Below are 17,190 nucleotides of genomic sequence, written 5' to 3'. Positions count from 1 at the left end.
CTACTGGGACGCCTCGAAGGGGGTTCCCGCCCAGCGCGGGCCGTACCCGCGGAGCTCGAGCACGCGCGGCTCGTCGGCACCGAGGTGCTCGGCGTCCGCGACATCCGCCGGCGCCACCGCGATGCCCTCCGGCCGCTCGATGACGACCTCGAGCCACGAGTCGGTCGCGCCGTCGGCCAGCCCGGCGCCCCACTCGACGACGACCACGGAGCGGTCGAAGTCGAGGTCGAGGTCGTCGAGGTACAGCGCGCTCTCGAGCCGATACGCGTCGACGTGCACGAGCGGAGGCCCGCCGACGAGGTTCGGGTGCGTGCGCGCGAGCACGAACGTGGGGCTCTGCACCGGTCCGCGCACGCCGAGGCCGTCGCCGATGCCGCGCGTGAGCGTCGTCTTGCCCGCGCCGAGCGGGCCCGTGAGCAGCACGAGGTCGCCCGCGCGGAGCCCGGCGGCGAGCTCCCGGCCGAACGCCTCCATCGCCGCCGCGTCGGGCGCGTCGACACGCATCAGGCGCCTCCGACGTAGGTGCGCGGCACTCGCGGTCCGACGCGCGTGACGATCTCGTAGCCGATCGTGTCGGCCGCGTCGCCCCAGTCGTCGGCCGACGGCGCGCCGGTCGCCGGGTCGCCGAACAGCACGACCTCGTCGCCCACGGCCACGGCGTCATCGCCGACCTCCACGAGGAACTGGTCCATCGCGATGCGGCCGACGACGGGGCGGCGAGCTCCGGCCAGCCAGACCTCCGCACGTCCCGACGCCTGCCGCGGCACCCCGTCGGCGTAGCCGAGCGGCACGAGCGCGAGCGTCGTGGGCCGGTCGGCGCGCCACACGTGTCCGTACGAGACGCCGGTGCCGGGTGCGATGCGGCGCACGGCGGCGACGCGCCCGCGCAGGGTCATCACGGGACGGAGCCCGAGCTCGGCGGCCGTCGTGCCGTCGCCGAACGGCGGCACGCCGTAGCATCCGATGCCGAGGCGCACCAGGTCGTAGCGCGACTCGGGGCGGCGCAGCGCCCCCGCGGTCGAGGCGAGGTGCCGCACCTCGGGGTCGAGCCCGGCGCCGGATGCCGCGGCCAGCGCGGCCTCGAAGGCGGCGAGCTGCGCGGAGTCCTCGTCGGGCGAGGTGTTCGCGAGGTGGCTGAAGACGCCGCGCACCCGCACCTGGCCCTCGGCCTCGAGGGTGGCGGCGATGCGGACCGCCTCGTCCCACTCCTCGGGCGCGACGCCGTTGCGGCTGAGCCCCGTGTCGATCTTCAGGTGCACCCGGGCGATGCCGTCGACGGATGCCGCGGCCGCCGCGACGGCCCGCAGCTGCCCGATCGACGAGACGCCGACGTCGACGTTCCGCCGCACGGCCCGGGCGAAGTCGGCGTCGGGGTCGTGCAGCCAGGCGAGGATCGGCGCGTCGATGCCCGCGTCGCGCAGCGCGATCGCCTCGTCGAGGTCGGCGACCCCGAGCCACGCCGCGCCGCCGGCGAGCGCCGCCCGGGCGACCGGGACGGCGCCGTGGCCGTACGCGTCCGCCTTCACCACGACCATGGCCCGCGCGGGCGCGACCCGCGCGATCAGCGCTTCCACGTTCTCGCGCACGGCGTCGAGGTCGACGACGGCCTCGCGGAACGGACGCGACGCGGCATCCGTCGACGGGGTCTCGCTCACCCGGCGCTCCGATCGGACTCGAGCACGACGAACGCGCTCGCGATGCCCGCGTCGTGGCTCATCGAGAGGTGCACGCGGTCGATGCCGAGCAGCCGGATGTGCTCGGCCATGCCGCCAGTGAGCCGGAAGTCGGGATTGCCATCGACGTCCGACACGATGGTCATCTCGTGCCAGCGGATGATCGTATGGCCGCCCAGCGCCTTGATGAGGGACTCCTTCGCGGCGAACCTGGCCGCGAGGGACCGGGCGGGGCGATCGCGTTCGCTCTCGGCGAACAGGCGCTCGACGAGGCCCGGGGTGCGCGTGATCGAGCGCTCGAAGCGCACGATGTCGACCACGTCGATGCCGATCCCGACGATCACGACACGACCTCCCGCCCCGTCGTCACTCCACCGTCACGGACTTCGCGAGGTTCCGCGGCTGGTCGACGTCGAGGCCCCTCGCCTGCGCCAGCTCCATCGCGAACACCTGCAGCGGCACGACCGCGAGCAGCGGCTCGAACAGCGGCGCGGCGAGCGGGATGCGGATCACCTCGTCGGCGAAGGGCAGCACCGCGGCATCCCCGGCCTCGGCGATCGCGATGACGCGGGCGCCGCGGGCGCGGATCTCCTGGATGTTCGACACGACCTTGGGGTGGAGGTTCGCCGACCCGCGCGGGCTCGGCACCACCACGAAGACCGGCTGGCCCGGCTCGATGAGCGCGATCGGACCGTGCTTCAGCTCGCCGGCCGCGAAGCCCTCCGCGTGGATGTACGCGAGCTCCTTGAGCTTCAGCGCGCCCTCGAGGGCGATCGGGTAGCCCACGTGCCGACCGAGGAAGAGCACCGAGCGGGTGTCCGCCATCCAGTGCGCGAGCTGCCCGACGCGCTCGGCCTGCTCGAGCACGGTGCTGAGCTTCTCGGGCACGGCCTGCAGCTCGGCGAGGTTCTCGGCGAGCGCCTCGTCGTCGAGCGTGCCGCGCACCCGCGCGAGGTGCAGGCCGAAGAGGTAGAGCGCGGCGATCTGCGCCACGAACGCCTTCGTGGAGGCCACCGCCACCTCGGGCCCGGCATGCGTGTACACGACGGCGTCGGACTCGCGCGGGATGGTCGCGCCCTGCGTGTTGCAGATGGAGATCGTGCGGGCGCCGTGCTCGCTCGCGTACTTGACGGCCATGAGGGTGTCCATGGTCTCGCCCGACTGGCTGATCGAGACGACGAGGGTGCCGTCGTCGAGGACCGGCTCGCGGTAGCGGAACTCGTGGCTGAGCTCGACCTCGACGGGCACGCGCGCCCACTGCTCGATGGCGTATTTCGCGACCATGCCGGCGTAGGCGGCCGTGCCGCACGCGATGACCGTGATACGACGGATGCCGCGGAGCTCCTCGTCGCCGAGGCCGTCGAGCTCGGGGATGTGCACCTGTCCGTCGGCGACGCGGCCGCGCAGCGTGTTCGCGACGGCCTCGGGCTGCTCGGACACCTCCTTGCGCATGAAGGAGGACCAGCCGCCCTTCTCGGCGGCGGAGGCGTCCCACGCGATGTCGAACGGCTCGACCTCGACGGCCGCGCCCTCGAAGTCGGTCACCGTGACACCCTCCGCGGTGATCGTGACGATCTGATCCTGGCCGATCGCGACGGCGCGCTTCGTGTACTCGACGAACGCGGCGACGTCGGAGCCGAGGAAATTCTCGCCCTCGCCGAGGCCGATCACGAGCGGGGAGTTGCGGCGCGCGCCGACCACGACGCCGGGCTGGTTGCGGTGCACGGCGAGCAGGGTGAACGCGCCGTCGAGGCGGGAGACCGTGGACCGGAACGCCTCGGTGAGCTCGCCGATGCGGCGGTACTCGCGGCCGAGCAGCACGGCGGCGACCTCGGTGTCGGTCTCGGACTCGAAGGTGAAGCCCTCGGCGAGGAGCTCGTCCTTCAGCTCGGCGAAGTTCTCGATGATGCCGTTGTGGATGAGCGCGAGCCGCCCCTCGTCGCCGAGGTGCGGGTGCGCGTTGCGGTCGGTGGGCCCGCCGTGGGTCGCCCAGCGGGTGTGGCCGATGCCCGTGCTGCCCTCGTGCAGCGGCGCGGCCGCGAGGTCGTCGGCGAGGACCTGGAGCTTGCCGGCGCGCTTCGCCGTCTCGATGACGCCGTCGTCGTCGACGATCGCGACCCCCGCCGAGTCGTAGCCGCGATATTCGAGGCGGCGAAGGCCTCCCATGAGCACGTCGAGGCTGTTGCGCTCCCCGACGTATCCGACGATTCCACACATGCGCTCGATTGTATGCGCAGCGGGCTGGGAGCCTCATGCGCGGGCCGGCCGGCGGCCCTTCACTAGACTGACACGGTGCTGGATCCGCTGAGCCCGTCGACGAACGCCGCGCAGATCTCGCCCTTCACCGAGCTCGACCGGGCGGACTGGGCGGCGCTCGCCCCATCGATGCCGTCGCCGCTCCGCGAGACCGAGATCGTGCAGCTGCGCGGGCTCGGCGAGCCCCTCGACCTCCGCGAGGTCGCGGAGGTCTACCTGCCGCTCAGCCGGCTCCTGAACCTCTACGTGGGCGGCATGAAGTCGCTGCACAGCGTGACGAGCGAGTTCCTCCGCGAGCGCATGGAGGCGACGCCGTTCGTGATCGGCGTGGCCGGCTCGGTCGCGGTCGGCAAGTCGACGATCGCCCGCCTGCTGCGCGAGCTCCTCGCGCGCTGGGAGCACACGCCCCGTGTCGAGCTCGTCACGACCGACGGGTTCCTCTTCCCGAACGCCGAGCTCGAGCGACGCGGCCTGATGACGCGCAAGGGATTCCCCGAGTCGTACGACCGCCGTGCGCTGCTCCGCTTCGTGAGCGAGGTGAAGGCCGGCGCCCCCGAGGTGCGCGCGCCGTTCTACTCGCACCTCGCGTACGACATCGTGCCCGACGCGCAGGTCACGGTGCGCCGACCCGACGTGCTCATCCTCGAGGGCCTCAACGTGCTCCAGCCGCCCGGTCCCGGCCACCGCCTCGCCGTCAGCGACCTGTTCGACTTCTCGATCTACGTCGACGCCCGCACGAGCGACATCGCGCGGTGGTACGAGGAGCGGTTCCTGAAGCTGCAGCGCGGCGCGTTCTCGAACCCGCGCTCGTACTTCCACCGCTACGCGAGCCTCACCGAGACCGAGGCGCGCCAGCGCGCACGCGAGATCTGGCGCTCGATCAACGAGCCCAACCTGCTGCAGAACATCCGCCCGACCCGGTCGCGGGCGTCGCTCGTGCTGCGCAAGAGCGCCGACCACACCGTGTCGAGCGTGCTGCTGCGGAAGCTCTAGGCGGGCAGCGGAGGCTCTAGGCGGGCAGGGCCAGGCGCTCGCGCACGACCTCGGCCAGCGAGGCGGAGTGCCGCTCGGCGGTCTCCTGCTCGGAGGCCTCGACCATGACGCGCACCATGGGCTCGGTGCCCGACGGGCGCAGCAGCACCCGTCCGGTGTCGCCCAGCTCGGCCTCCGCTGCGGCGACCGCGGCGGCGATGACGTCGTCGTCGGACAGCGCGTGGTGGTCGACCCCGCGCACGTTGACGAGCACCTGCGGGTACACGGTCATGACCGACGCGAGCTCGGCGAGCGACTTGCCCGTGCGCGCCATCTCGGCGACGAGGTGCAGGCCGGTGAGGACACCGTCGCCCGTCGTGGCGAACTCGGTCATGATCACGTGGCCCGACTGCTCGCCGCCCAGGGCGAGTCCCTCGGCCGAGAGCGCCTCGAGCACGTAGCGGTCGCCGACCTTGGTCTCGATCACGCGGATGCCGCGCTCGGCCATCGCCCGGCGCAGTCCGAGGTTCGACATCACGGTCACGACGAGCGTGTCGTCCGTGAGGACGCCGCGCTCGTGCATCGACACGGCGAGGATCGCCATGATGCGGTCGCCGTCGATGATGTTGCCCTCGGCGTCGACGGCGAGGCAGCGGTCGGCGTCGCCGTCGTGCGCGATGCCGACGTCGGCCCCGTGCTCGAGGACCGCGGCCTGCAGCTTGTCGAGGTGGGTGGACCCGACGCCGTCGTTGATGTTCATGCCGTCGGGGTCGGCCCCGATGACGGTGACCTTCGCCCCGGCGTCGCGGAACGTCTCGGGCGAGACGCCGGCGGCCGCGCCGTGGGCGCAGTCGAGCACGACGTGGAGGCCGTCGAGGCGGTTCGGCAGCGTGCCGAGCAGGTGCACGACGTAGCGGTCCTCGGCGTCGGAGAAGCGGCGGATGCGGCCGACGCCCCCGCCGATGGGGGCGAGCTTCTGCTTGCCGAGGTATGACTCGATGCGGTCCTCGACCTCGTCGGGCAGCTTCGTGCCGCCGAACGAGAAGAACTTGATGCCGTTGTCGGGCGCGGGGTTGTGCGACGCCGAGATCATCACGCCGAAGTCGGCGTGGATGGAGTCGATGAGGAACGCGGTCGCGGGCGTCGGGATGACGCCGGCGTCGAGCACGTCGACACCGGAGCTCGCGAGGCCGGCGGCGACCGCCGAGGTCAGGAACTCGCCCGAGACCCGGGGGTCACGCGCGACGACCGCGGTCGGCCGGCGACCGGCCGCGCGGAGTTCGTCGGCGTGGCGTCCCTGCGTGAGGACGGCCGCAGCCGCCTGGGCGAGGCCCAGGGCCAGATCAGCCGTGAGTTCACGGTTGGCCAGGCCCCGGACCCCGTCGGTTCCGAAGAGCCGGGGCATACGGAGAACCGGGAACCCGGATCAGCGCTTCGAGAACTGAGGCGCCTTGCGGGCCTTCTTGAGACCGGCCTTCTTGCGCTCGATGACGCGGGCGTCACGCGTGAGGAAGCCGGACTTCTTGAGGGTCGGGCGGTTGTTCTCGCGGTCGATCTCGTTGAGTGCACGCGCGATCGCGAGGCGCAGCGCGCCGGCCTGGCCAGAGGGGCCGCCGCCGGTGATGCGGGCGATCACGTCGTACGAGCCGCTGAGCTCGAGGACGGTGAAGGGGTCGGTGATGAGCTGCTGGTGCAGCTTGTTCGGGAAGTAGTCCGCGAACTCACGGCCGTTGACCGTGATGGTGCCGGCGCCGGGGACGACGCGCACGCGGGCGATGGCCTGCTTGCGGCGGCCGACGGCCGCACCCGAGACGTTGAGGACGGGGCGGGGCGTGGCCGGAGCCGCGGCGGGCGTGCTCTCGGTCGTGTAGCTCTCGGGAGCCTGGTCGATCTGGTCTGCGATCTTCGCCATGGTGGTTGTGAATCCTTAGTTCGAGAAGGTCGAGTTCGCCGGGCTTACTGGGCGACCTGGGTGAGGGTGTACGGCTTGGGCTGCTGAGCCGCGTGCGGGTGCTCCGGGCCGGCGTACACCTTCAGCTTCTTGAGCTGCTGGCGACCGAGCGAGTTCTTGGGGAGCATTCCGCGGATCGCCTTCTCGACGGCGCGGACGGGGTTCTTCTCGAGGAGCTCGGCGTAGCCGACGGCCTTGAGGCCGCCCGGGTAGCCGGAGTGGCGGTACGCCTTCTTCTGCTCGAGCTTCTGGCCGGTGAGGGCCACCTTGTCGGCGTTGACGATGATCACGAAGTCGCCGGTGTCGACGTGGTTCGCGAAGATCGGCTTGTGCTTGCCGCGCAGCAGGGCTGCGGAGTGACTGGCCAGGCGGCCGAGGACGATGTCGGTGGCGTCGATGACGACCCAGTCGCGCTGGATCTCGTTCGCCTTCGGGGTGTAGGTGCGCGTCACGGAAGTGCTGCTTTCTGATCGAGTGAGGGGTTCGTGAATCCCACTCCGATGGGTGTTCGACCGCGATGCGGACGAACGCCCTGGTGGAGGGCTCAACTTCGGATGCCGCCCGTCGACGGGCTCAGGGAGCAGCGATGGCGGCACCAAAGAGGTAGCTTAGCCGACGATGCCTTCCACGTGCAATTCGCGACGTGCGCGCGTCTGGGCGGCGCGGGCCTCGAGCTCGTGGTCGTCGGGGTAGCCGACCTCGGTGAGCACCAGCCCCTTCGCGGGCATCACCTTGAATGCGCTGGTCCGCTCGCCCGCCCGCAGCAGCCCCTCGGGGTCGGATGCCTCGAGTCGCCGCTCCCCCACCGCGACGCACGCCCCGACGAGGGCGCGCACCATCGAGTGGCAGAACGCGTCCGCCTGGAGCGACGCGACGAGCACGCCGTCCTCGGCGCGCGCCCAGCGGTAGGACTGCAGCGTGCGGATCGTGGTCGCGCCCTCGCGCGGCCGGCAGTACGCGGCGAAGTCGTGGAGGCCGACGAGGGATTCCGCCGCGGCATCCATCGCGCGTTCGTCGAGGTGCCGGGGCAGGGCGAGCGTGCGGCGACGCTCGAGCGGGTCGCGCACCGCGGATGCGTCGGCGACCCGGTACTCGTACCGTCGCCAGATCGCGGAGAAGCGGGCGTCGAAGCCCTCGGGCGCCCGCTCGGCGTGCGTGATCACCACGTCGGCGTCGGCGCCGATGATGCCGGTGAGGCGCCGCGCCAGCGCCGCCTCGGGCGAGGCGTCGGGGTCCTGCCCGCGGCGCGGCCGTGCGACGACGGCGAGGGCGTCCTCGCTCACGTCGAGGTGCGCGACCTGGCCGAGCGCGTGCACGCCCGCGTCGGTGCGGCCCGCGACCGTGAGGCGCGGCGCGGTGCCCGTGCGGCGGAAGAGCGTGGCGAGGGCGTCCTCGAGCACGCCCTGCACGGTGCGGAGCCCGGGCTGGCGACTCCAGCCGTTGAAGTCGGTGCCGTCGTAGGCGATGCCGAGCCGCACGCGCACGACGGATGCCGCGGCATCCGTCTCGGCGATGGGCTCGGTCTCGGACATGCGTCCAGCCTACGGCGACGCGCTCGCCGGCCCGGGACGGCGAAGGGCCGCGCTGCTGCTGCAGCACGGCCCTTCGCGGGTGTTGCGAGGCTACTTGACCTCGGCGGGCTCCTCGGCGGACTCCTCCGACGCCTCGGCGCCGGCGGCCTCGTCGACCGCGGCCTCGGCCTCGGTCACGACCTCCTCGGGCGTCTCCTCGACCACGGGCTCCTCGGCGGGGGCCTCGTCGGCGACGGGGGCGGCGGCCGGCTTGGCGGCGCGCTTCTTCGGGGTCACGGGCTCGAGCACCAGCTCGATGACCGCCATGGGCGCGTTGTCGCCCTTGCGGTTGCCGATCTTGGTGATGCGGGTGTAGCCGCCCTCACGGTCGGCCACCTGCGGCGCGATCTCGGTGAAGAGCTTGTGCACCACGGCCTTGTCGCCGATCACGGCGAGGACGCGGCGACGGGCGTGCAGGTCGCCGCGCTTCGCGAACGTGATGAGGCGTTCGGCCAGCGGACGGAGGCGCTTGGCCTTCGTCTCGGTCGTGGTGATCCGCTCGTGCGTGTAGAGCGCGGCGGCGAGGTTCGCGAGCAGGAGCCGCTCGTGCGCGGGTCCGCCTCCGAGGCGGGGGCCCTTGGTGGGCTTCGGCATGGTTCGTTATCTCCAGTGGTGGGGGGTCGGTACGTCGGGGAACGACTCAGTTCTCGTCGTCGAAGCCCGTGTAGAAGTGGGCGCCGTCGAATCCGGGGACGGAGTCCTTCAGCGAAAGACCCATCTCGGTGAGCTTGTCCTTGACCTCATCCACCGACTTCTGGCCGAAGTTGCGGATGTTCATGAGCTGCGACTCCGACAGGGCGACGAGCTCGGAGACCGTGTTGATGCCCTCGCGCTTGAGGCAGTTGTAGCTGCGGACGGACAGGTCGAGGTCCTCGATCGGGATCGAGAGCTCGCTCGAGAGCACGGCGTCGACCGGCGCGGGGCCGATCTCGATGCCCTCGGCGGCGACGTTGAGCTCGCGGGCGAGGCCGAACAGCTCGGTGAGCGTGCGGCCGGCCGAGGCGATGGCGTCGCGCGGCGAGATCGCGGGCTTGGTCTCGACGTCGACCACGAGGCGGTCGAAGTCGGTGCGCTCGCCGGCACGGGTGGCCTCGACGCGGTAGGTGACCTTCAGCACCGGCGAGTAGATCGAGTCGACCGGGATCTGGCCGGCCTCGGAGTACTCGTTGCGGTTCTGGCTGGCCGAGACGTAGCCGCGGCCGCGCTCGATCGTGAGCTCGAGCTCGAACTTGGCCGAGTCGTTGAGCGTCGCGATGACGAGCTCGGGGTTGTGCACCTCGACACCGGCCGGAGCGGAGATGTCGGCAGCGGTGACCTCACCGGCGCCCTGCTTGCGGAGGTACGCGGTGATGGGCTCGTCGTGCTCGCTCGAGACGACGAGGTTCTTGATGTTGAGGATGATCTCGGTCACGTCCTCCTTCACGCCGGGGACGGTCGAGAACTCGTGGAGCACGCCGTCGATGCGGATGCTGGTCACGGCCGCGCCGGGGATCGACGAGAGGAGGGTGCGACGGAGGGAGTTGCCCAGGGTGTAACCGAAGCCCGGCTCGAGGGGCTCGATCACGAAACGCGAACGGAACTCCGAGATGTTCTCTTCGGTGAGCGTCGGGCGCTGTGCGATCAGCACGGTGTGATTCCTTTCGGCAGGGTGTCCGCTATATGACACCTGCGAGGTCGAGGATCTTGAGTTGTTGAGAGAACGGATGCTGCGGGGTCCGGGGGGCCCGGATGCGGGCACGGCGCGATGATCCCTCGGGGATCTCGGCGCGGCCTGCGGCCCCCCGGTCCGCAGGACGGAGAACTAGACGCGGCGACGCTTGGGCGGGCGGCATCCGTTGTGCGCCTGCGGCGTCACGTCGTTGATGCTGCCGACCTCGAGGCCCGCGGCCTGGAGGGAGCGGATCGCCGTCTCGCGACCCGAACCCGGGCCCTTCACGAAGACGTCGACCTTCTTCATGCCGTGCTCCTGCGCCTGGCGGGCGGCCGACTCGGCGGCCAGCTGCGCGGCGAACGGCGTCGACTTGCGCGAGCCCTTGAAGCCGACGCCACCGGAGGAGGCCCAGCTGATCACGGCACCGGTGGTGTCGGTGATCGAGACGATCGTGTTGTTGAACGTCGACTTGATGTGGGCCTGGCCCACGGCGATGTTCTTCTTTTCCTTCTTGCGCGGCTTGCGAGTAGCCGCCTTGGGTGCTGCCATGTTCGAAATCTCCTAGATCTTGGCGCGAGCGGTTACTTGCGGCCGGGCTTCTTCTTGCCGGCGACGGTGCGCTTCGGGCCCTTGCGGGTACGAGCGTTGGTCTTGGTGCGCTGGCCGCGGACCGGGAGGCCGCGACGGTGGCGCAGGCCCTCGTAGGATCCGATCTCGACCTTGCGGCGGATGTCGGCGGCGACCTCGCGGCGGAGGTCACCCTCGACCTTGAAGTTGCCTTCGATGTAGTCGCGGAGGGCGACGAGCTGCTCGTCGCTGAGGTCCTTCACGCGGATGTTCCCGTCGATGCCGGTCTCGGCGAGCGTGGTGAGCGCTCGCGTGCGGCCGACGCCGTAGATGTAGGTCAGTGCGATCTCCACGCGCTTCTCGCGCGGGATGTCGACTCCTGCCAGACGTGCCATGTTGGCTATCTCCTGTTTCGAAGTGGAGGTGTGGAGCAGCGCCGGTGCCCGGGCCTCCGACCCGAGGTGTCCCCCATCCCGCTGATCGAGTAGCGACGAAGTCGCGTATCGAGATCGCCGGTGGGTTCTGGCGTTGCCGATTCGGTGTTCAGTTGTGGGTGCGGGCCGTCGAACGGCCCGCGAGTCGTGCGACTAGCCCTGGCGCTGCTTGTGGCGCGGGTTCTCGCAGATCACCATGACGCGGCCGTGGCGGCGGATGACCTTGCACTTGTCGCAGATGCGCTTGACGGAGGGATTGACCTTCACAGTTGTTTCCTTGGGTTCGCTGTCCTCGTGCCCGCGGGGTGCCGCGGGCCGTTACTTTCCGGCAGCCCTTACTTGTAGCGGTAGACGATGCGGCCGCGCGTCAGGTCGTACGGGCTCAGCTCGACGATCACGCGGTCCTCGGGGAGGATCCGGATGTAGTGCTGGCGCATCTTCCCTGAGATGTGCGCGAGGACCTTGTGCCCGTTCGTGAGCTCCACCCGGAACATCGCGTTCGGGAGTGCCTCGATGACCGAGCCTTCGATCTCGATGACGCCGTCTTTCTTGGCCATAGCCTCACTATCGCTTGGAGTTTGGGATGCTGGTCGTGCGATGTGCTCATCGACGATCGCTCGTCGGGCACGCCGAAGCGGGCGTGCCAGAACACCAAGGGTCAACTATAGGCGATTCCGGGCATCTTCGCCAGTCGGGCCGGCGGATGCCGCGCAGACCATGCCGCGCGACGGATGCCGCGTCCCGACCGGCCCCGCGACCGCCCCGCTCAGGCCCCGCGCTGCGCCGCCTCGACGACCTCGACGAGGCCGGGTTCGAGCGGATGCCCCGGCTCGATGCCCGTGACGTCGTGCACGAACACCTCGGGTTCCCGGCTCGCGAGCAGCGCATGCAGCTCGACGCTCTCAGGATCGGCGGCCACGTCGAAGCGGAGCGCCGCGCCGACGGCCGCCAGGAGGCCGCGCACCGGGCGTCCGAGCTCGGCGAGCTCGGCGGCAGGGCCGATGAACCGCTCGTGCCGGCCGAGCTTGCGCAGCGGCTGTCGGCCGACTCGCTCGACCGTGTCGGGCAGCTCGGGGTTGCGGAACCGCTCCAGGATGGTGGCCCGATAGGCGCCCTGCTCCTCGGCGGTGAAGTCGTGCTTGGCGACGATCAGCGCCGACGTCTCCTCCAGGGCGCGCTCGACGGCCTCGGCGACGGCCGGGTCGGCGAGCGCGTCGCTGATCCGGCTGTGCCCGGCAGCCGCGCCGAAGTAGGCCGTTGCGGCGTGGCCGGTGTTCACCGTGAAGAGCTTGCGCTCGATGTACGGTGCGAGGTCGTCGACGAAGTGCGCCCCGGGGATGTCGGGGGCCTCGTCGCCGAACGGCGGGCGCTCGATCGCCCACTCGAAGAACGTCTCGACCGTCACGTCGAGGCCCGCGTCGGCGGCCTGCCCGGGCACGATCCGGTCGACGGCCGTGTTCGCGAACACCGCCCGCGCCTCGAGCTCGGGCCACTCCTCGGGGCTCGACAGCGCGATGATCTCGTCGCGCAGGAGGTTCGTGGCGTTGATGGCGTTCTCGCACGCCATGATCACGAGCGGCGGGGCATCCGCCGGCCGCTCGCGCAGCGCCATGACGAGGTGCGGCGCGATGAAGCGCAGGATGGTCGGGCCGACCGCCGTGGTCGCCACGTCGGCGGTCCGGAGCTCGTCGAGGAGCACCGCGGCATCCGCCTGGCTGTTGATCGCCCGGTAGCCGGTGACGACCCGGTCGCGCGCGCCGACGCCCACCTCGTGCACGGTGTAGCGGTCGGATGCCGCGAGCGCGTCGATGAGCTCGGCGTTCACGTCGGCGAAGACCACCTCGTACCCGGCCTCGTGCAGGAGGAGGCCGACGAACCCGCGTCCGATGTTGCCGGCGCCGAAGTGGACGGCCTTCACGAGTCGTTGACCTCGGAGAGCAGGGCATGCAGCTCGGCCGCGGTGGGCGCCGCGGTGAGCGCCTGCACGGCGTCGTCGTCGGAGAAGATGATCGCGATCTTCGACAGGATGTCGAGGTGCTCGTTCTCGATGCCGGCGATGCCGACGACGAAGCGGGCCTCCTCGCCGCCCCAGTCGACGGGCTCGTCGTAGCGCACGACCGAGAGAGCCGACCGGCGGATCTGGTACTTCGCCTCGTTCGTTCCGTGCGGGATGGCGAGGAAGTTGCCCATGTAGGTCGAGACCGAGCCCTCCCGCTCGAGCATCGAGTCGACGTACCCGGGGTCGACGGCGCCGGCCTCCACGAGGATCGCGCCCGCCTCGCGGATCGCGTCCTCCCGGCTCGCAGCACGGGCGGCCAGCCGGATGTTGTCGGCGGGCAGGATCTCATCGGTCATGGGATGCTCCTTCTCTCGTTGGTCTCGTCGTTCGTGCGTCTCGTCGTGCGTCTCGTGGTTCAGCGGTCCCGTCGTGGCGACGCCGCGGAGCCGCGGGCGGCCTCACGTGGTGTGAGGCCGACCGCGGCTCCGGGCTGTCGCCGTTCGTGCATCGTCGTCGTGGCGACGATCAGCGCACGCCCTCCGATTGGAGGAGGTTCACGATCTCGTCGTACTTCGGCGAGTTCATGAAGTTCTCCACCGACACGTGCAGCGCGCTCGGCGACTGCAGCTTGGCGCGATCGGTGAGGTCCTGGTGCGTGATCACGAGGTCGACGTCGTCGGTCAGGTTGGCGATCGACTTGTTCGTCACCGTGACGCTGTCGATGCCGGCCTTCTTGATCTTGTTGCGGAGCACGGTGGCGCCCATCGCGCTGGAGCCCATCCCCGCGTCGCACGCGAAGATGATGTTGTGGATCGGCTTGCGCTCGAACGCGGCCTCCTCGCCCTCGGAGAGCAGCTCGGCACCGTTCTCGTCGATGCCCGCCTGCAGGTTCTGCAGGACGCCCGACTCCTTGCCCTTGTTGGCCTCGGTCTGCGCGATCGCGGCCGCGAGGTCGCCGGCGTTCGCCTTCTCGAGGTCGCGCTTGCGACTCGCCCTGAGGATCACCGCGGCGATGATGAACGACACCGCGGCCGACAGGATCACCGAGAGGATCACCCCGACGTAACTGTCGGAGGCGGTCTGCGCCAGGACCGCGATGATGCTGCCCGGCGCCGCTGGAGCCCGGAGGCCGCTGTTGAAGAGCACGTTCGTCGCCACACCGGTCATGCCTCCCGCGATCGCGGCGAGGATCAGGATCGGCTTCATGAGCACGTACGGGAAGTAGATCTCGTGGATGCCGCCGAAGAACTGGATGATGATCGCGCCGGGAGCGCTGGCCCGTGCCAGTCCGATGCCGAAGAACGTGAACGCGAGCAGGATGCCCAGGCCGGGGCCGGGGTTCGCCTCCACGAGGAACAGGATCGACTTGCCGGTCTCGCTCGCCTGCTGAGTCCCGATCGGGGTGAACACGCCGTGGTTGATGGCGTTGTTCAGGAACAGGATCTTGCCCGGTTCGACGAGGATCGACAGCAACGGGAGCAGCGACAGCTTCACGAGCCAGTCCACCGCGGCCTCGAGCCCGTTGCTCAGGGCCTGCACCACGGGACCGAAGGCGAAGAAGCCCACGATGGCCAGGATGAAGCCCAGGATGCCGGCGGAGAAATTGTTGACCAGCATCTCGAAGCCGGCCTTGATCTTCCCCTCCCAGATCCGGTCGACCTGCTTCATGAGCCACGCCGCGAGCGGGCCCATGATCATCGCGCCGAGGAACATCGGGATGTCCGTGCCGACGATCACGCCGACGGTGGCGATGGACGCCACGACGCCGCCGCGGGTGTCGTACACGAGCCGCCCGCCCTGGTTCGCGATCAGGAGCGGGAGCAGGTAGATGATCATCGGCCCGACGAGCGCCGCGAGCGACTCGTTCGGGGTGAATCCAGCCGGGATGAAGAACATCGTCACGATGCCCCAGGCGATGAATGCCGCGATGTTCGGCAGGATCATGCTGGACAGGAACGAACCGAACTTCTGTACCGCGACGCGTGCTCCCCCTGGCCGCTTCGTCTCGGGTGACGTCGTTGTCATGCGAATGCCTCTCTCGTGGTCACGTCGCGGATGCCCGCGCCGTGGTGATCTCGGTCGCGACGGCCTGGGCCGCCTGCTTGGCGTCGGCCGCTCCCTCAGCGGCCAGGGCTGCCCGGGCGAGCGCCTTCGCGTCGTCGGGCGTGTACCGCGCGAGGGAGGCGCGGACATCTGCGAGTGCCGATGGGGACATCGACAGGCTGGTGGCGCCGAGTCCGACGAGGACCACGGCGAGCAGCGGATCGGCTGCGGCCTCGCCGCAGATGCCGACGGGCTTGCCGAGCTCGGCGCCGGCAGCGCCGACGTCGGCGACGAGCTTCAGCACCGCGGGGTGCCACGGGCTCTGCAGGTTCGCCACGGTGCCGAGGAGCCGGTCGGCCGCCATCGTGTACTGCGTGAGGTCGTTCGTGCCGATCGACGCGAAGGCGGCGACCCGCAGGACCCGGTCCGCGATGAGCGCCGCCGACGGGGTCTCGACCATCACCCCGGCCACCTTGATGCCGAGCTCGTCGGCGAGCTTCGTGAAGTACTCCGTCTCCTCGACGGTGGCGATCATGGGCGCCATCACCCAGAGGTCGGCGTCGGTCGTGGCATCCGCCATCGCGAGGGCCGTGAGCTGCTCGCGCAGGATGATCTCGGAGTGGCGGAGCGCGCGGATGCCGCGGAGCCCGAGCGCCGGGTTCTCCTCGTGCGCGTCGTTGAGGAACGAGAGCGGCTTGTCGGCGCCGGCGTCGAGCACGCGCACGACGACCTTGCGCCCCGGGAAGGCGGAGAGGAGCCGTCTGTAGTGCTCCTCCTGCTCGCGCACGCTCGGCGCCGTGTCGGCGTCGAGGAAGAGGAACTCGGTGCGGAACAGGCCGACGCCCTCCGCGCCGAGCTTCACAGCCTCGGCGGCGCCGTCGGCCGAGCCGAGGTTGGCGAGGAGCGGAACGGGCGTGCCATCGGCGAGGGCACCAGGCGTGACCGGCGCGGCCTCGAGGGCGGCGCGCTCGGCGATCCGGGCCTCGGCGTCGGCCACCTGCTCGGGCGTGGGGTCGGAGACGACCTTGTCGTTCGCCGCGTCCACGACGACCGTGTCGCCGTCGGCGAGGGTCGCGGCATCCGTCGCCCCGACGATCGCGACGATCGACTTCTCGCGGGCGAGGATCGCGGTGTGCGAGGTGGGGCCGCCGTCGATCGTGACGAGCCCGAGCACCTGGTCGAGGTCGAGCGTCGCGGTGTCGGCCGGCGCGAGGTCGCGGGCGACGAGCACGAACGGATGCCCCGGATTCGGCACGCCCGGCGCGGGCAGCTTCAGCAGGTTCGCGATGACGCGCTGGGAGATGTCGTCGAGGTCGGTGGCGCGCTCGGCCATGTACCCGCCCATGCCGAGGAGCAGGTCGCGGTAGGCGGCGAACGACTCGTACACGGCCCGCTCGGCCGTCTTGCCCGTGGCGAGGAGCTTCGTCACCTCGTCGACGAGGCTCGGGTCCTCGGCCATCATGGCCTGCGCCTCGAGCACGTCCTTCGCGGCGCCGCCGGCCTTCGCCCCGCGGTTCGCGAGCTCGGCCGCCACGACCGACAGCGAGGCGCGGGCGCGCTCGCCCTCGAGCCCGGGGTCGAGGTGACTCGGCCGGTCGACCGGCGGCGGCAGCTGCTCGGCCATCCGCACGACCGGTCCGACGGCGACACCCAGTCCGATGCCCGTGCCGTTGATCTCCATCACTCGCCCCTCCAGTTCGGTTGAATGGGCGACGGATGCCTCGCGCTACTCGTCGTGGTCGGTGCTGAGCAACTCCACGAGCTGGTCGAGGACCGCCTGCTCGTCGCCGCCGTCGACGACGATCGTGACCTCGTCGCCGTGGTCGATCCCCTGCGCGATGACCGCGAGGATGCTCGCCGCGTTGACGGGTGAGCCACCGGATTTCTGGATCGTGACGGACGACCCCGATGCGGCTGCAGCCTGGGTGAAGAGCTTGGCCGGCCGTGCGTGAAGGCCGTGGGTCGATCCGATTCGAACAGTGCGTTCCACCATGATTCCGGTTCCCGTCGCTGGCTTCCGTTCCCTCGTTCACCATAGCCCGCAGGCTCCGCGGTGGGAACCACGGCGCGCGG

General features: G+C 70.8%; 20 protein-coding genes. 1 reads left to right on the top strand and 19 read right to left on the bottom strand.

The window, feature by feature from the left end:
* The 4 genes from tsaE to glmS are packed head-to-tail and all read right to left on the bottom strand — an operon-like array spanning position 1 to position 3,890.
* A complete protein-coding gene (gene tsaE, locus ACFVN5_RS06440) occupies positions 1–504 on the bottom strand; it encodes a tRNA (adenosine(37)-N6)-threonylcarbamoyltransferase complex ATPase subunit type 1 TsaE (protein ID WP_376954000.1) in 504 nt (167 codons plus the stop codon).
* Positions 504–1,655, bottom strand: a complete 1,152-nt coding sequence (gene alr, locus ACFVN5_RS06435) for an alanine racemase (protein WP_376953998.1) — start codon at positions 1,653–1,655, stop codon at positions 504–506. The genes tsaE and alr overlap by 1 nt, the downstream gene beginning before the upstream one ends.
* Positions 1,652–2,017 (bottom strand): holo-ACP synthase, encoded by a 366-nt coding sequence (locus ACFVN5_RS06430; RefSeq protein ID WP_376953996.1) that lies wholly within the window; start codon positions 2,015–2,017, stop codon positions 1,652–1,654. Before ACFVN5_RS06430 ends, alr begins: the two co-directional genes overlap by 4 nt.
* Positions 2,018–2,039: 22 nt before the next feature.
* Entirely contained in the window at positions 2,040–3,890 is a 1,851-nt protein-coding gene (gene glmS / locus ACFVN5_RS06425) for a glutamine--fructose-6-phosphate transaminase (isomerizing) (protein ID WP_376953995.1), read from the bottom strand.
* A 75-nt stretch (positions 3,891–3,965) separates the two neighbouring features.
* Between glmS and coaA the strand changes: the two genes are divergently transcribed.
* Positions 3,966–4,922 (top strand): type I pantothenate kinase, encoded by a 957-nt coding sequence (coaA, locus tag ACFVN5_RS06420; protein WP_376953993.1) that lies wholly within the window; start codon positions 3,966–3,968, stop codon positions 4,920–4,922.
* Between the two features lie 16 nt (positions 4,923–4,938).
* On the opposite strand, the gene glmM is transcribed toward coaA, so the two are convergent.
* The 15 genes from glmM to ACFVN5_RS06345 all read right to left on the bottom strand — a co-directional run bounded on the left by glmM (position 4,939) and on the right by ACFVN5_RS06345 (position 17,110).
* Positions 4,939–6,306 (bottom strand): phosphoglucosamine mutase, encoded by a 1,368-nt coding sequence (gene glmM, locus ACFVN5_RS06415; protein ID WP_376953991.1) that lies wholly within the window; start codon positions 6,304–6,306, stop codon positions 4,939–4,941.
* Positions 6,307–6,327: 21 nt separating this feature from the next.
* On the bottom strand, positions 6,328–6,813 hold the full coding sequence (rpsI, locus tag ACFVN5_RS06410; protein WP_376953990.1) for a 30S ribosomal protein S9: 486 nt from the start codon (positions 6,811–6,813) through the stop codon (positions 6,328–6,330).
* Between the two features lie 44 nt (positions 6,814–6,857).
* A complete protein-coding gene (rplM, locus tag ACFVN5_RS06405; protein WP_148733840.1) occupies positions 6,858–7,304 on the bottom strand; it encodes a 50S ribosomal protein L13 in 447 nt (148 codons plus the stop codon).
* Between the two features lie 156 nt (positions 7,305–7,460).
* Positions 7,461–8,384, bottom strand: coding sequence for a tRNA pseudouridine(38-40) synthase TruA (truA, locus tag ACFVN5_RS06400; protein WP_376953988.1), 924 nt, complete (start codon positions 8,382–8,384; stop codon positions 7,461–7,463).
* A gap of 90 nt (positions 8,385–8,474) precedes the next feature.
* Entirely contained in the window at positions 8,475–9,017 is a 543-nt protein-coding gene (gene rplQ, locus ACFVN5_RS06395) for a 50S ribosomal protein L17 (protein ID WP_376953987.1), read from the bottom strand.
* Positions 9,018–9,063: 46 nt separating this feature from the next.
* Positions 9,064–10,050, bottom strand: a complete 987-nt coding sequence (locus ACFVN5_RS06390) for a DNA-directed RNA polymerase subunit alpha (RefSeq protein WP_148733836.1) — start codon at positions 10,048–10,050, stop codon at positions 9,064–9,066.
* A 174-nt stretch (positions 10,051–10,224) separates the two neighbouring features.
* Positions 10,225–10,623 (bottom strand): 30S ribosomal protein S11, encoded by a 399-nt coding sequence (gene rpsK, locus ACFVN5_RS06385; protein WP_092668574.1) that lies wholly within the window; start codon positions 10,621–10,623, stop codon positions 10,225–10,227.
* Between the two features lie 32 nt (positions 10,624–10,655).
* The gene (rpsM, locus tag ACFVN5_RS06380) at positions 10,656–11,036 is read right to left on the bottom strand and encodes a 30S ribosomal protein S13 (RefSeq protein WP_148733835.1); all 381 of its coding nucleotides are present in this window, start codon (positions 11,034–11,036) and stop codon (positions 10,656–10,658) included.
* Between the two features lie 192 nt (positions 11,037–11,228).
* Positions 11,229–11,342, bottom strand: a complete 114-nt coding sequence (gene rpmJ, locus ACFVN5_RS06375; RefSeq protein ID WP_056734976.1) for a 50S ribosomal protein L36 — start codon at positions 11,340–11,342, stop codon at positions 11,229–11,231.
* 68 nt (positions 11,343–11,410) lie between these two features.
* Entirely contained in the window at positions 11,411–11,632 is a 222-nt protein-coding gene (gene infA / locus ACFVN5_RS06370; RefSeq protein WP_011186713.1) for a translation initiation factor IF-1, read from the bottom strand.
* Between the two features lie 209 nt (positions 11,633–11,841).
* Positions 11,842–12,993, bottom strand: coding sequence for a mannitol-1-phosphate 5-dehydrogenase (locus ACFVN5_RS06365; protein ID WP_376953986.1), 1,152 nt, complete (start codon positions 12,991–12,993; stop codon positions 11,842–11,844).
* Positions 12,990–13,430 carry a PTS sugar transporter subunit IIA gene (locus ACFVN5_RS06360; RefSeq protein ID WP_376953984.1) on the bottom strand — a complete coding sequence of 147 codons (441 nt, stop codon included), beginning with the start codon at positions 13,428–13,430 and terminating at the stop codon, positions 12,990–12,992. The genes ACFVN5_RS06365 and ACFVN5_RS06360 overlap by 4 nt, the downstream gene beginning before the upstream one ends.
* 169 nt (positions 13,431–13,599) lie before the next feature.
* Entirely contained in the window at positions 13,600–15,099 is a 1,500-nt protein-coding gene (locus ACFVN5_RS06355) for a PTS mannitol transporter subunit IICB (protein ID WP_376953983.1), read from the bottom strand.
* A 19-nt stretch (positions 15,100–15,118) separates the two neighbouring features.
* A complete protein-coding gene (gene ptsP / locus ACFVN5_RS06350; protein ID WP_376953982.1) occupies positions 15,119–16,798 on the bottom strand; it encodes a phosphoenolpyruvate--protein phosphotransferase in 1,680 nt (559 codons plus the stop codon).
* Between the two features lie 45 nt (positions 16,799–16,843).
* Positions 16,844–17,110 carry an HPr family phosphocarrier protein gene (locus ACFVN5_RS06345; protein ID WP_376953981.1) on the bottom strand — a complete coding sequence of 89 codons (267 nt, stop codon included), beginning with the start codon at positions 17,108–17,110 and terminating at the stop codon, positions 16,844–16,846.
* Between the last annotated feature and the right edge of the window lie 80 nt (positions 17,111–17,190).

Origin of the sequence: Agromyces sp. NPDC057865, from assembly GCF_042796995.1 — a bacterium.
In the GTDB taxonomy this organism is placed as follows: domain Bacteria; phylum Actinomycetota; class Actinomycetes; order Actinomycetales; family Microbacteriaceae; genus Agromyces.
Note: the sequence above shows the minus strand (reverse complement) of the source record. Positions and strands in the feature narration are given on the sequence as shown.

What these genes read in the sequence shown, in the direction of transcription:
- rplQ (WP_376953987.1), bottom strand. Translation starts at nt 9,017, where the DNA reads ATGCCGAAGCCCACCAAGGGCCCCCGCCTCGGAGGCGGACCCGCGCAC.
- ACFVN5_RS06345 (WP_376953981.1), bottom strand. Translation starts at nt 17,110, where the DNA reads ATGGTGGAACGCACTGTTCGAATCGGATCGACCCACGGCCTTCACGCA.
- glmM (WP_376953991.1), bottom strand. Translation starts at nt 6,306, where the DNA reads ATGCCCCGGCTCTTCGGAACCGACGGGGTCCGGGGCCTGGCCAACCGT.
- ptsP (WP_376953982.1), bottom strand. Translation starts at nt 16,798, where the DNA reads ATGGAGATCAACGGCACGGGCATCGGACTGGGTGTCGCCGTCGGACCG.
- infA (WP_011186713.1), bottom strand. Translation starts at nt 11,632, where the DNA reads ATGGCCAAGAAAGACGGCGTCATCGAGATCGAAGGCTCGGTCATCGAG.
- rpsK (WP_092668574.1), bottom strand. Translation starts at nt 10,623, where the DNA reads ATGGCAGCACCCAAGGCGGCTACTCGCAAGCCGCGCAAGAAGGAAAAG.
- tsaE (WP_376954000.1), bottom strand. Translation starts at nt 504, where the DNA reads ATGCGTGTCGACGCGCCCGACGCGGCGGCGATGGAGGCGTTCGGCCGG.
- rpsI (WP_376953990.1), bottom strand. Translation starts at nt 6,813, where the DNA reads ATGGCGAAGATCGCAGACCAGATCGACCAGGCTCCCGAGAGCTACACG.
- ACFVN5_RS06355 (WP_376953983.1), bottom strand. Translation starts at nt 15,099, where the DNA reads ATGACAACGACGTCACCCGAGACGAAGCGGCCAGGGGGAGCACGCGTC.
- rpsM (WP_148733835.1), bottom strand. Translation starts at nt 11,036, where the DNA reads ATGGCACGTCTGGCAGGAGTCGACATCCCGCGCGAGAAGCGCGTGGAG.
- glmS (WP_376953995.1), bottom strand. Translation starts at nt 3,890, where the DNA reads ATGTGTGGAATCGTCGGATACGTCGGGGAGCGCAACAGCCTCGACGTG.
- ACFVN5_RS06360 (WP_376953984.1), bottom strand. Translation starts at nt 13,430, where the DNA reads ATGACCGATGAGATCCTGCCCGCCGACAACATCCGGCTGGCCGCCCGT.
- truA (WP_376953988.1), bottom strand. Translation starts at nt 8,384, where the DNA reads ATGTCCGAGACCGAGCCCATCGCCGAGACGGATGCCGCGGCATCCGTC.